The sequence below is a fragment of the Streptomyces sp. NPDC049915 genome, assembly GCF_040656475.1.
GTDB lineage: Bacteria > Actinomycetota > Actinomycetes > Streptomycetales > Streptomycetaceae > Streptomyces.
Map to the genome: position 1 here is coordinate 1 of NZ_JBFAMH010000038.1, position 13,542 is coordinate 13,542.

The 13,542-nt window shown below is 69.0% G+C and carries 7 protein-coding genes and 2 pseudogenes; 3 read left to right on the forward strand and 6 right to left on the reverse strand.

Features of this window, described 5'->3' with window-relative positions; all coding sequences use genetic code 11:
- Positions 1-95: 95 nt before the first annotated feature.
- Together AB0J12_RS36125 and AB0J12_RS36130 are read left to right on the forward strand one after the other, a co-directional pair.
- A pseudogene (locus AB0J12_RS36125) lies at positions 96-245 on the forward strand (ATP-binding protein); the annotation flags it as partial.
- A 70-nt stretch (positions 246-315) separates the two neighbouring features.
- Positions 316-861, forward strand: a pseudogene (locus tag AB0J12_RS36130) (transposase); the annotation flags it as partial.
- 376 nt (positions 862-1,237) lie between these two features.
- Here AB0J12_RS36130 and AB0J12_RS36135 read toward each other — a convergent pair.
- Genes AB0J12_RS36135 through AB0J12_RS36155 form a run of 5 tightly spaced genes read right to left on the reverse strand, consistent with a single transcriptional unit; the run spans position 1,238 to position 9,938 of the window.
- Positions 1,238-2,362 (reverse strand): HNH endonuclease, encoded by a 1,125-nt coding sequence (locus tag AB0J12_RS36135; RefSeq protein ID WP_363268941.1) that lies wholly within the window; start codon positions 2,360-2,362, stop codon positions 1,238-1,240.
- Between the two features lie 5 nt (positions 2,363-2,367).
- Complete coding sequence (locus tag AB0J12_RS36140) at positions 2,368-4,008, reverse strand: AAA family ATPase (protein ID WP_363268942.1); 1,641 nt, start codon at positions 4,006-4,008, stop codon at positions 2,368-2,370.
- 34 nt (positions 4,009-4,042) lie between these two features.
- On the reverse strand, positions 4,043-5,542 hold the full coding sequence (locus AB0J12_RS36145) for a class I SAM-dependent DNA methyltransferase (RefSeq protein WP_363268943.1): 1,500 nt from the start codon (positions 5,540-5,542) through the stop codon (positions 4,043-4,045).
- Positions 5,539-6,888 (reverse strand): hypothetical protein, encoded by a 1,350-nt coding sequence (locus tag AB0J12_RS36150; protein ID WP_363268945.1) that lies wholly within the window; start codon positions 6,886-6,888, stop codon positions 5,539-5,541. The genes AB0J12_RS36145 and AB0J12_RS36150 overlap by 4 nt, the downstream gene beginning before the upstream one ends.
- On the reverse strand, positions 6,888-9,938 hold the full coding sequence (locus AB0J12_RS36155; protein WP_363268946.1) for a DEAD/DEAH box helicase family protein: 3,051 nt from the start codon (positions 9,936-9,938) through the stop codon (positions 6,888-6,890). Before AB0J12_RS36155 ends, AB0J12_RS36150 begins: the two co-directional genes overlap by 1 nt.
- A gap of 935 nt (positions 9,939-10,873) precedes the next feature.
- Here AB0J12_RS36155 and AB0J12_RS36160 point away from each other — a divergent pair.
- Positions 10,874-11,962, forward strand: a complete 1,089-nt coding sequence (locus tag AB0J12_RS36160) for a hypothetical protein (protein ID WP_363268947.1) — start codon at positions 10,874-10,876, stop codon at positions 11,960-11,962.
- Positions 11,963-12,312: 350 nt separating this feature from the next.
- Here the strand turns inward: AB0J12_RS36160 and AB0J12_RS36165 are convergent.
- Positions 12,313-13,542: WD40 repeat domain-containing protein (locus tag AB0J12_RS36165; RefSeq protein WP_363268948.1), on the reverse strand; the 1,230-nt coding region annotated here is incomplete at its 5' end.

Here is a 13,542-nt window from a genome sequence, read left to right on the forward strand (position 1 = left end):
GGGTGCCGCCACGAGATTCAACGAGGCCCCCAGAAAGGGGATACGGCCAGGTGACAGCAGGAACTCTCGATGAGGAACAAGTGCCAGCCCCAGATGAATGGGGACAGGTCTTCGGCGACGAGGTCTTGGCCACCGCGATCCTCGATCGGCTCCTGCACCACTGCGAGGTCGTCTCGATCAATGGCAACAGCTACCGACTCAAGAACCGCCTCCAGGCCATCGAGCGGGACACCGACGTGGCCTGAGCAGTGGTGCACATAACTTCGTACTTGGTGGTGCACTCAGACGAGTACCTGGACACGCAGTGCAGCCGAGGTCGCCGCACGCGCGGTCGAGGCAGCCCAGTCCCAGGTGACTGCTCTGCCGGGCGAAAAGCGAGCCGCCAAACTCGTGTGCGACCTCGCCCATCAGCTCCTCGCACTCGACGAGTGGATCAAAGACACCGACCGGGAGATCCGCGAGTCCTTCCACCTCGACGAGCGCGCCGAAATCATCGAATCCCTGCCGGGCATGGGCCCCATCCTCGGGGCCGAGTTCCTCGCCATCGTCGGAGACTTGTCCAGCTACGCAGACGCCGGCCGCTTGGCCGCCCACGCGGGACTGGCCCCGGTATCGCGCGACTCCGGCCGCCGGACCGGTAACCACCACCGGCCCAAGCGCTACCACCGCCGCCTAAGACATGTCTTCTACATGGCCGCCCAAACGGCCATGATGCGCCCCGGGCCCTCCCGCGATTACTACCTCAAGAAACGCGCCGAAGGACTGATCCACGTCCAGGCACTGCTCGCCCTCGCACGCCGCCGAGTCGACGTCTTATGGGCCATGCTCCGCGACAAGAGGCACTTCACCCCCGCCCCACCAGCCCCCAATCGGCTTGACACCATCATTGAGACTCACTCCACGAGTGAATTCGGCAGGTCGAGTCTGCAGGTGGGGTTTCCTCGTTAGTGGACGTCTCTTGAGGATCGGATCGTGGGGTCCGAGATGGAGATGTCGCCATGGCTGCACAGCGGTATTTCGGAGGAGTTCAAGCGGTCGCTCTGGTGGAGTCACGGGCTGCTCGAGCAACTCGGGTAGCCTGAGCTTGGTTGCATAGTTCGCAGATGTCCAAATAGCGGAGCAAAGCCCACCAAGAACCCGATCACTGCAACAACACCTCAACCCGGATAGGGCTGCCGCTCAGGATCGCACAGCGAACATGGGCCGCGTCATCGTCCTCACCGCCGGCACCCATGTCTCACGCTGGTGCGGGTGGCGGGAAGTGCGTGGCGCGGAACTCGGCGAGGGTCTGCTCCACACCGGCGATGGTCAGACGCCAGAAATCCCAGCCGTCGATCTTGTTGCTGCCGGTCGCGGCCCTGGCGGCGGTGGTCGGGGTGCGCCAGGGGCGGCCTAGGACTTTGATGTGGCCCTCATGGTTCAGGACTGCCTGGTGCGCCTTCTTCTCGTGCCGGCCGGTGAGGGTGATGCCAACCTTCAGGTCGTCCGGGTCCAGATGTTTCAGCAGGTCTTGCAGGTCGACTCGGGAACGTGTCGGGTCGATGGTGGGTGTGGTGCCGGGCGTCATTGCGGCCGGGGTGGGCGCGGCGGCGGGCCGGGCGCAGGCGCGCTGCAGGGCCAGGGCCATGACGGCTGCCGAGCTGTATGGCGCCTTGGGCCCCACCTTGTCGTCGATCAGCTGCTGGATGGCGGGATCGTCCCCGTAGCGGGCGAGCACGCCGACCTCCCGCATGAGGCGGCTACGGAGCGGGACGAGGTGGGAGTCGTTGAGCGCGAGGATCCGTATGGTTTCGTCGGCACGGCACAGGCCGCGTTTCGCTTCGGCCTGCGAGTAGGGGGTGTGGCTGCGCCGGGCGTAGCCGGCGCTGTCGAAGCCGAGCAGGTCGGGGTCGCTGTGGTGGGCTGGGTCCAGGAGCAGCGGCTGTTCGCGGTCCAGGTCGTCGACTGACGTGCGGGCACGGGTTCCGCCTATGAGCGGGAACTGGCTGCCCTTGGCGCGGCCTTCCCGGACACCGTTGTAGCGGGCCCCGCCGCTGTTGCAGTGTCTGCAGGCGATGCGGTAGTTCGACACGTCGTAGGCCAGCCACCAGTAACCCGGGTGGCCAGGCACGTCGAGTACTTCGGATTTCGGCCGGTAGTGGTCGACGGTGATGTCCGCGCGCACGATGAGCGTCTCGCAGTACCAGCACTTGTCGCCGACGAGTTCGAGGAGCAGGTCGCGTACGGCGTCCTCGGTCCAGTGCATGGTGAATTTGCGCTTGGTGCCGGCGGCGACGGCGGCCCTGACCGCGTCGAGGGTGCGTTTGGCCTTGGTTGCCCAGGTCGGCGGGGCGGTGAGCCCTTGCATGTTCACGTGTCTCATCGGCGTCAGATCACCGACGAGAAGCGCTCGTGGAACAGCTCGGCGACCAGGGCCTGCAGTCGTTCGGGCGAGGGCGGGTTGGGGCCTTGTGCGGCCTCGAGGAGCGCGAGGCGTCTGCGGTGGAGCTCGGCGAGGAAGGCCGCTACGAGCGGATCACGGTCGGAGTTGGGAAAGTCCATGGTCTCCAGCTGGGCGGTGACGTCGCGCAGTGCGGCCTGTTTGACCGGGTCGCCGTCCGCCTCGGGGAGCAGCGCGTACTGGCGGTCGATCAGTTCCTGAGTGTGTTCGTCGAGTTGGGTGGGCAGGTCGAACAGGTCAGTGGTCAGCAGGCCGCCGGCGCCTTGTCCGCGCGGGTTGGCCCGGGGTATCACCGCGGTGGCCTGGCCCTCCACGTCGGTGGTGACGACGCGGATCTGCTCACGGGTCATGTTGGCCACCAGGAGCGGTTCGTGGGTGGCGGTGAGGAACTGCGAGTGCTGATGCGGTCCCAGCACGCTGCGCACGGAGGAGTACCAGCGCCGGCTCCACTCGGGGTGGAAGTGGGAGTCGGGTTCGTCCAGAAGGAACAGCGACTCATGCGCCCGCTGCAGTCTCAGCAGGCCCAGAATGGTCAGGAGTTGCTGCTCCCCCGAGCTCAGGTCGTCCAGGCCGAAGGTGAGCGCGCCGGGTTTGTCCAGGCGGACGTCGACGGTGAGGTAGCCGGCATCCAGCAGGGTGGCGAGCAGACCGAACATCGACAGGTCGCTGGCGAAGAGGTTGCGGAAGGCTCGGACGTCCTCCGCCGTGCCCAGGACGATCTGGAACCCTTCGGCGGGGCTGCCAGCTCCGTCCACCGGGTCGGCGTCGGGGATGAGACCGAACCGCCCCGATTCGGCGGCGGCCGCGAACAGGGTGCGGGCGGGCCCGCCCAGGCCCCAGTACGGGAGGGCGGCCAGGTGCGGGGCGCGTCCGGCGCGTGGCGCGCGGATCCGCAGGACCGCGGAGGCCACCCGCTGCAGGTAGGAGTGGCGGCGCAGGTAGGTGCCGAACGAGTCGGACCAATGGGTGGTCTGTGCGAGGAGCAGGAGCGGCAGATGCGCGGGCGTGCACAGGAACACCGGCGTGTACAGGGGGCAGTTGATGGGCAGGGCGAGCTGCTCGCTCCACAGCTCTCCCTCGCCCGGGGTGTGGTGTGCGCGCCACTGGTCGAAGTCCTTCATCCACTGCCGCCGCCATTGGCCGATGCGACGGGCAGCGAAGCGGCGGTGCTGCTCGAACTCGCTGGTCCAGGGAGCCTGGGCATGCGCCTGGTAGCCGAAGACGTGATCGGGCAGATGCCGCGCCCACACCGCGCGGGCCACACGGACCGGCCGGCCCAATGAGGTACTCACGGTCAGCTCGGGAGAGCTATCGGGGGACGTCTGAACCACCCGGACCGTCCTGTCCTGGACCTCGTAGTCGAGCTCGAAGGCGAACCCCGCACGGCGCCCCGGCCGGTGCAGGGCACCGAAGATCTCGGCCAGCGCGTGCAGAGCCCGCGACTTGCCGCCGCCATTGGGGCCGATCAAGGTGGCAATGGCATGGCCGCCGTCGAGGGCGCCCGCGAGGTCCAGCTCGAAGTGGCGCAGGCCCCGGTAGGAGGGAAGGCTCAGTCGCAGCAGCCGCACGGCATCCCCCCGGTCGTGGCCCCCCTGGTCGCCATCACTGCTCTGCCTCTCGATCCGGGCTGTCCGCGTGCACACCGTAGGGGCGCAGCGCTTCGGCCAGGGAGGCGAACTCGGCCAGGGCGGCGTCCAGTTCAGCGGTGATCTCCTGGGCCATGCGGTGCAGGTCGGCCTCGGGCTCTTCCAGCGCGAAGGGCCCGGGCGGGGGTTCGGCGACCTGAAGGTCCAGGTTGACACCGCTCCTGGCGAGCAGCTCCTGGACCGCGAAGGACCGGAAGCGGGGTGTCTCGACTCGTTCGCTGCGGGGCCGTCCGGGCCGGTAGGCGGACACAAAGTCGCCGTAGTCGGGGTCGGCCGGCGCCATGGGCTTGGCCGTCGCCGTGTGCGGTGAGCGCAGGTCGTACACCCACAGCCGTGTCGTGGACGGGCTGCCGTCCGGCTGCGGGTCGGGCTTGTCGAAGAACAGGACGCTGGCCTTGAGGCCGCCGGCGTAGAAGATTCCCGTGGGAAGCCGCAGCAGGGTGTGCACGTCACACGCGGACAGCAGGCGCCGTCGGATCAGCTCACCGGGCCCGCCTTCGAACAGCACACTGTCGGGTACCACGACGGCCGCGCGACCGTCGGTCTCCAGCAGGCTGTGTATGTGCTGAAGGAAGTTGAGCTGCCGATTGGTGGTGAGGGTCCAGAAGTCCTCCCGGTAGGGCTCCTCGCTGGTGGAGCGGCGGCCGAACGGAGGGTTGGTGAGCACCAGCGTCGCCCGCTTGACCGGCGGGCGGGCCAGCGCGTCCCCAACGGTGATACACGGGTGGGCCTCGTCGGCCCGGGTGACGCCGTGCAGGACCAGGTTCGTCGTGGCCAGCCTAGCGGTGACGTCGACGAGTTCGGTGCCGAAGAAGGCGCCCTGGTCGAGCCGCTTGCGCTGGGCCGCGGTGACACCTGAAGGAAAGTGGTCGACCAGGTAGTCGAAGGCTTTGATCAGGAAACCGCCGGTGCCGCAGGCCGGGTCGGCGACGGTGTCGTCGATGCTGGGCTGGACGCACTGCACGATCGCCTCGATCAGCGGCCGGGGGGTGAAGTACTGGCCGGCACCAGTCTTCGTGTCTGCGCTCATGCGGACCAGCAGCGCCTCGAAGGCGGCACCGATGTCGCCTGCGGACCACTGGTAGCGGTCCACCACGTCGACGATCAAGCGATGCAGGAGGGCAGGCTCCGGGATGCGGTTTTGTGCCCGCCGGAAGAGCAGCCCGAGCGTTCCGGGCCGGGAGGCGAGCAGGTCCAGGATCTGCTCGTAGACCGGGATCAGGTGGTCGCGCTCGGTCGAGGTGAGCTGCGCCCAGGCGTCGAAACCGAGGATGTCCTGCCGGTTGAGGGGGCGTTGGCGTTGTTCGTGGGCGCGCTTGAGGACGATCAGGCTGGCCAGCTGCTCGATGTACTCCAGGCCCGAGGTGCCGTTATCGCGCAGCACGTTGCCGAAGTTCCACAGCCGGTCCACCAGGGCCTGGTCGTATCCGGGGCGGGAGGAGACAGTGGGGTTCACAGCACAAACTCCTGTTGCCCGGACGGGGAAAGCGGAGGGGACAGGTGACCGGTGAAGGCGCGTTCCAGGAAGTTACGCCGCAGCCGTCCGGCCACCACGAGAGCACGTTCGGCGGCCGCGGAGGCCGCGTTCAGGGCCGCGGTGTGCGCCTGGACCGCCGCGACCAGATGGTGCTGCTCGTCTACGGGCGCGACGGGCACCGGCATGAGCCGGATCCTGGCCAGGCTGATGGACGCCGGCCCCACGCTCTGGGTGGCGTTGCGGTGGCACCACTGGCGGCCGAAGCCGTTGGCGTGCCAGGCCAGCAGAACGGGATGGAGCTGATGGGCGGTGATCCGGACACGGAAGAGGTGGCTGTTGAGGACGCAGTGGGGCAGCTGCTCCTCCCAGATCCAGCCGCGGCCCAGGCTGTCCATCGACCCGCCGCCGGTCAGCAGCACATCGCCCGCCCGCAGCCGGACTGCCTCGGCCCGTGATGGGGGCAGCCGGACCGTGCGGACGTCGTCCAGGTCCAGGCGGGCGCGCTGCACGTTGGCGACCCGCAGGCAGGAGACGTCCACATCGGCGGGATTCCACTCCTGCTTGCCGGGCGGGGTGATGCCGCGGGTGACCTCGGCGACGTCGTGCAGGCGGGTCCATCGCCAATGCGCGGGCAGGTGGGGCAGTGTCCCGTCACCGGCACCCGCGACCCGGGGCAGGCTCGCGGGAACCCGAGCGGTTTCGGCGAGAGCGCCGCGCCCTGCCCGCGCGGTCAGGGTGCGGCTCAGGACGTCGGCCTGGTCGAGGGCGTTGCCGGTGCGGATCGTGGTGGCGTCGATGCGGGTGAGGTGGTCCTCCAACAGGCCGACGATCCGGCGCTGTTCCACCACAGGGGGGAGCGGCAGCAGGACGTCGGCCAGATCACGCTGGTTGATCCGCCAGATCGCTGCGCTGCCCTGGCGGGCACGTGCCTCGATCTGGCGCCGCATGACCGGCGACTTCCACAGGTGTGCGAGGTAGCGCGGATCGAGGGCATTCGGGCGTACGCGGACTCGGATCATGGTGTCGGGGATGGCCGTCGGGGCCGGGGGGCCGTCCACCAGGGCGCCCTCGCCGACCAGGGAGAGTGAGCCGTTGACCCGGCCGACCAGCACATCCCCGTGTTCGGCCAGCAGTATCGCGCGGCCGTCGTCACTGCGGTCGCTGCTCTTGGACTGGGTGAAGTCCACGGTCGCTGCCCGAAGCGCCGTCATGCGCAGTACGGGCAATCCGCCCTCGCCGGGGCGCGGGGACCGGCCGTTGACCAGCGGTTCGCTCAGCACATCGGCCAGCGGGACGACCCTCCAGCCGGCAGGCACCTCATTCATCACGCCAGGGCCCTGCGCAGTTCGTCCAGAAGGTCGATCGCGGCGTCGGGCCCGAAGGCGTCAAGGAAGCCGTCCGTGCCGCCGCGCGCCGAGAAGGGGACGCCGTCCAGATACGCCGGGGCGAAGCGGGTCTCGGCGGCCACCACGTCCGCGATCTTCTCGATCCACCACAACTGGGCGGAGCTAAAGGGTCCGGCCCGCTCTATGAACTCTGCCAGACGCCCGCGCACCGCCTCCGCTTCTCGGCGACGCCGGCTCGATGCCGTCACCCGCAAAGGGGCCGGCCGGTCGTACAGGCCAAGGAGCGCCTCTTGGAGTTCGGGGTTCTCGGCGAGCGGGAAGAGGGCCGCCCGCCGCTCGTCCTCGACGGCTCTCTTGCCTCCCGCCCGGCGCAGTGGTGCCAGATGATCCGAGTCGACGGAGTCGAGGAGACGGGTCACCAGCTCCTGCAGAGGCTGGCCCGCCAGCTTCCGGATCTCGGCGCCGTCAGCGTCACTGAGCGCGGGGATGAGCCGGGCGAGCCTGATGGCGAGTTCGGCCGCCTCCTGCGGCGTCACGAGCCCGTTAGCAACACGGCTCAGCAGGCGCTCCAAGGCGGCCCGCCCCGCCTGCCCGGATGCATCAGTCACATTCACCAGCGGCTGGAGGTGACGCGAAGCGCCCGCCGCGTCGACGACCACAAGCTGCGTCTTGGCAACCGCCCCCGGGGTGACGGCGCGTAGCTCAGCGGACGCGATGGTCTGAGTTCCCATGGCCAGCAGCTGCTCGTAGTAGGCGGCGGAGCGCACCTCGCGCAGGATCAGCAGGCACTCTATCGCCCGCATGTCACTGAACCCGGAGATCAGATCCGTCACGACCGCGATCCGGAACTGCGGTGTCGTGCGGAACTCCCGCAGCAGGTGCACCGCATGAGCGTCGCGGTGCGTGATCCGCCGGCAGAAGACTTCCCCGGCGCCGAACACGTCGCGGATGCGCTCCGCGACCTCGTCCGCATGCGGTCCGTCCTGCGCCAACACCACGGCCTTGGGGACCACGCCGAGCGCGCCGCTCTGCTGCGTCCGGTCGGGGAACAAGGTCGGCAGCGCGTCGCGGAAAGCCGTCACCACCGCGGCCAGGTGCTCGGAGGGGACAGCTCGCGCCGGGCCCTGCCCCGCAGTGGAGGCCAGCTCCTCGTCCAGATCCTCGTAGCGGGCGCGGCGCGAGCTCTGGGCTTTCACACCGACAGCGTCGACGGGGGTGGCGAACGCCGACAGCCGGTCGTCGGCGACCCGGATCTCGTAGACGGAGTAGTCCACGGCGACGCCGTCGGCGACGGCCTGTTCGTAAGTGTAGGAGTCAACCAGGTTGCCCTTGAAGAATCCCAGAGCGGTAGCGGTCGGCGTCGCGCTGAAGCCGACGATGGGAGCGTCGAAGTATTCAAGAAGGGCACGACGCTGTCCGTAGAGCGCGCGGTGGCAGTCGTCGACGATGACGAGGTCGAACGCGTCGGGCGGCAGCGCCTCGCAGTAGGTCACTTCCAGGGGTGTGGCATCGGGATGCGTTTGCCGTTCGGCGGTCTCGTACGCCGAGACGCGGTCGGATCCGTCCTCAGGTGCCGGCGTGCCGGCGAGCATGGCCGACAGTCGCTGCACCGTGGCCACGGCCACGGAAGCCGACGGGTCCAGGCCGTCCGCGGTCAGCTCCTGGACGTGGTACACGTCATCGAGACGGCGCCCTCCGTCCGGCATGCTGAACTGGCGTAGCTGAGCAATCAGTTGGTGCACGGCCAGCTTTCGGTCGGCCACGAACAGGACCCGGCCCGCGCGCGCGTAGCGGAGCTGCCGGTAGGCGGTGAACACCCCGGTGAAGCTCCGCCCGGAGCCGGTGGCCATGTGCACCAGCGCGCGCCGCTGACCGGCCGCAAGGGCCTGCTCGATGGCCCGCAGCGCCCCGTGCTGGGCGTTGCGGAGCTGGTCGAATCCCTCGTCCTGCCGGGGCAGGTAGGCGGCTTGGCGGGCCCGGTAGGTCGGCACCGCGCTGTCCGCCTCCGCCTCGCGCTGCCAGCGGGCCAGCGTGCGGGGCTGGTGGAAGCCGCTGACGAGGCGAGCGTGGGGTTCGGGGTCATTGGCGTCGCAGAACAGCAGACGCCGGCCATCGCTCACATACCGGTACGGCAGCGGCGAGCGCCACACGGGCCACGGCAGGGAGCCCGCCGGGGCCTCGGCCAGTGCGCCCGCCTGCTCCATGGCGTCGGTGAGATCAGTACCGTCCCGCTTGCACTCGACGATCCCGACGACCTGTCCGCCGACCGTCAGCAGCATGTCGGCTCGGAGTCCTCCGGCCAGGCGGGGTTCCACCAGGACGCAGCCCAGGGAGCGGTTGAGCTGAGTTTCCTCACCTGCGCCCAGGACGTCCCATCCCGCTTTGGCGAGCCTGCGCTGCACTTCCGCGGCAATGTCGGATTCGCGCAGCGGCTCATAAGCGGCATCGCGCGCGCTGACGATCAGCTGTTCACGTTCGGCGACCGCCAGGGTCACCGGCGAGACGCGCAGGTCGAATTCGCGGCGCAGACGGGGCAGGTCCTCTTCCAGCGCAGCGACCCGCTGCGCCAGAACACTGAGATCGGACGCGGCGGCGTGGACGAAGTTCATCGGCTCCGCGTCGCCGGTCAGGGCACGGAAGAACCAGGCGGCCAGCGTGAAGCAGCGCTCGACCAGATGCGCCGCCGCCTCCCGTCCCTCGCGTGTACCGCCGTCGAAGCGGTGAAGGTCGTTGAACGCGTCCAGGACCCGCGGCGCGAGCACCCCGGCGCGGGACAGGAGGTCCAGACGGGCCGGCTGATCGCCCGCGGGCAGGCGCACCCCGGTCCGGTGGCCGAGCTCAGCGGCGAGAACCTCACCGAACTGGCGTGCCGCCGCCACCGCATCAGCGGGAGCAGTAGCCGCGCGGGCCTCACACGATGCGCCGTGAAGAACGAGAAGGGGCTCGTGGGGAAGCAGGAATCCGAAATTGGCTGACGCGAGAGCCAGGTCCGTGAACCGGCTTTCGAGCGCGCTCGGCTCCAGAGCCACGCCGACCCTCCCTACGTGCACTGCGGCGCCGCGGAATCCGCTACGGAACGGCTCTCACCCTACCGTCCACCCCCTGCCCACAACACTGACGCTTTGCCAGATTTGGGCGGGTTGCGTACCGGGTTCGGTGGATCAGCCCGCTCGATGCGCCCGGAGAAGCCGCGCGTGCACCGAAGCCTCCATACCAGCCAGTGGGCTGGCCGTGCCCGCCCGTCCGGTCCCGCGTTCAGGAGGGGTGCGGCCATCTCGGCGGGAGGGACCGGCGGGCGCGGAGGGCAGGGACGGCCTGGTGTGCGCGGAGCCGGGCTCGCGGTCCACCCAGGCCGCCTGGTTCTGCTTCCGGCCGACCCGCGGCGACCGACGCTGCTTTCACGAGACGCGACTGGCCGTGATAGTGCTTCAGGCGGCGACGCCGAGCTCTTTGCGGGTGCGGTGGATGAACTCGCGGACGGCCGGCTCGCGCCGCCAGGAGCCTACTGTTCTCCGTCTAACCGGCTTCCAGCCACATCAGCCCGATCGTTCGAGCGAATTGACTCGAACCGCCCGTCGCCGACGAACGGAAACTGGCACCATGCCGCCGTCGTACGTCACTGCGAGTCGAAGGCGGACCATTGGAACGGCGGGTCAATGAGCGGCAGCTCTCGGTGTTGCAGTGGGTGGAAGCCGGGTGCCCTGCCGGCGTATGGGAGACCAACTCCCACAAGACCACCTGTCAGGCACTGCACAACCGGGGCCTGGTGACGGTCTCCCGGAAGGCCGGGCAGTGGAGCGTCGCCCTGACGAGCGCCGGCCAGCACTACCTGGCACACGGCACATACCCTCCCCTCGGATCACGTCCGCAGAAGCCCCAGGCCGCCGCTCCACGTCCCCAGTCCCCCCGAGCGCAGGTAACTCAGGCCGCCCTGCGGAAGCCACGCCCTCCCTCACAGCCTCGTGTGACGCTCACGGAGCAGCTGTTACAGGAGCTCGCGGAGGCTGGCGGCCGCATCGTCAAGAGCGGCAGGGGTCCCGACGTGGAGAAGTGGCCGTCCCGCGTCGCCGCCGCACGCAGATCCGGAAGGATTCCGGAGACGAAGGAGCTGTACGGAAGCTGGTGCCGTGATGGGTACGAGATCAAGCTCGTCGACATCCCCGCCTGGCGTCTTGCTGTCCTCGAACCCGTCCCCGTGCCTTCGCGGCTCACTCGGCCGCACACCGTTATCCGGGCCATGCAGAACGAACGCCAGCCGCTCGGCCTGACCAAGCCCGTCCAAGGACGCGCTCTCCGGCTCATCCAGGCACTGATCACCGCCGCCGAGGCCGAAGGACACACCTGCTCGGCCGGGCACACCGGCTTCGCACCCCCGTCTCATCGCCGCCGCAGGGCAAATCCCCACTTCACCATCACCGCACAGGGCCAGCCTGTGGGGTTTCTCGTCCTCCAGGAACAGGACCGAGCCGAGCACGTCGCCACCGAGAAGGAACTCGCCGAGGCCAAGAAGCACTCCTGGGTCAGAATCCCCCGCTTCGACTACACCCCATCCGAACGCCTCCGCATCATCCTCAGCGGCGGCCAGCCACACCGGGCGAGCGAATGGGCCGACGTTCCCGGCCGCGCCCTCGAAGAGCAGCTCGCCGAGATCGCACAGGAGGTAACGCTTCGCGGCGAAGCCGCCGAACGCAGACGCCAGGACGAGGCCGAAGCGGCACGCCAGAAGCGCATCCGCTGGGAAGCCGCCATGGAACAAGCCCGCATCCGGTACGCCGAGGCGTACCGCGTCAAGCACCTTGAAACCCAGGAAGCGGCATGGCGTCACGCCACCCGACTGACCGAGTACGTGAGCGCGGTACGCACACGCGTTGAGGCCATGCCTCCCGGTCAGTCCAGAACCGAAGCCGAAGCCTGGATCAGCTGGGCAGCAGCCACCGTGGACCGCCTCGACCCATTGAGCACACCGCCCCGGCTACCCGACATTCCCAAGCCAAGAGCCGACGACCTGAAACCCTTCCTCGGGCACTGGAGCCCCTACGGCCCCACCTACTGAACGCCCGCACCGCACAGTGTGCACAGAAAACCTCAGTTCGGGAGCTCTTCGCGATCGGTTCAATCGCGCCACACCGACGTGGTGGCTCAGCGGAAACAGCTTGCCCTGGACCCAAGCGGTAAAGCAGCAGTTCAGGTACGCTTCCAGGTCCCGAATGAGGGCCAGCAGGCGCCCGGCGCGTCAAAATGAGCGTCACGGTCGTATGTCGGTTCGGCGCAGGCACTGTGGCGTGTCAATGGCTACCAGCAGTACAGCAGCACCTCACCAGGTACGAGCCTCACACGGTGGAGTCGTGTCGGTGCGCCCACGGGAGGTTGTCGTCGATGCTGAACTTCACCCGAGCGGGCTGATCAGGCGTAACTTCCTTGCAACCTGATCACCAGGATTCCTTCTGATCCGGCGATCGCGAGATCACCGTTGACGCCAGCGAGGGCATGTGCTGTGAAGTCCAAAGGGATGGTACTAGACGCCAAAGATCCGGATTCATGTATGTGCACTTCGCCAGATCCAGCCGCAGCGAACACGGCGCGGCCGTTGCGCGCGGTGAAATGTGTCCCCACCAGTTGCACACCCCCGAAATAGCCGCCGGTAGCGAGGATGGTGCTCCCGTCGGGCGGAGCGAATGCCGTCACCGCCCCCGTCAGGTCGGTGTGGCTCATCAGGGGCTCGCGGAGCTCGGCACCGGCCCGCATGTCCCACACCCGCACCAGGTGGTCGGGGTCGGTGGTGGCGAGGAGGGTGCGACCGTCGGACGCGACGAACACCACCATCGCCTGCACAGGGCCAGTGTGAGCGATCAGGGGCTCGCCGACCGGGGTGCCGGCCCGCATGTCCCACACCTGCACCGTGCCGTCGTTGTGACCGGTGACGAGGAGGGTGCGACCGTCGGATGCGGCGAACGCCGCTGCGGCATCCACATTGTCGATGCGGGCGTTCAGATGCTCGCGGACCGCAGTTGCGGCCTGCGGGTCCCACACCCGCACCGTGCCGCCGTTGCTACCGGTGGCCAGGAGGGTGCGGCCGCCGGGTGCGGTGAACGCTGCCATCACTCTCATCAGTTCACTGTCGCTGGTCAGGGGCTCGCCGACCGCGACACCAGCCAACGGATCCCACACCCGCACCGTGGCGTCGTGGCCTGTGGTGGCGAGCAGGGTACGTCCGTCGGGCGCGGCGAACGCTGCCACCGCCCGGATCGAACCGGCGTGGCCCCTTAGGGGCTCGCCGACCGCGACACCAGCCAACGGATCCCACACCCGCACCGTGGCGTCCTGGCCTGTGGTGGCGAGCAGGGTACGTCCGTCGGGCGCGGCGAACGCTGCCACCGCCCATACCGCGCCGGCGTGGCCCATCAAGGGCTCGCCGACCGCGACACCAGCCAACGGATCCCACACCCGCACCACACGGTCGTCACCACCACTAACCAGCAGGGTACGGCCGTCGGGCGCGGCGAACGCCGCCACCGCCCGCACCCAGTTGGTGTGGCCCATCAAGGGCTCGCCGACCGCGACACCAGCCAACGGATCCCACACCCGCACCACACGGTCGTCACCACCACTAACCAGCAGAGTACGGCCGTCGGC

Bases quoted from the DNA above. Each gene is read 5' to 3' on its own strand.
- AB0J12_RS36135 (WP_363268941.1), bottom strand. From the start codon at position 2,362: ATGAGACACGTGAACATGCAAGGGCTCACCGCCCCGCCGACCTGGGCA.
- AB0J12_RS36150 (WP_363268945.1), bottom strand. From the start codon at position 6,888: ATGAATGAGGTGCCTGCCGGCTGGAGGGTCGTCCCGCTGGCCGATGTG.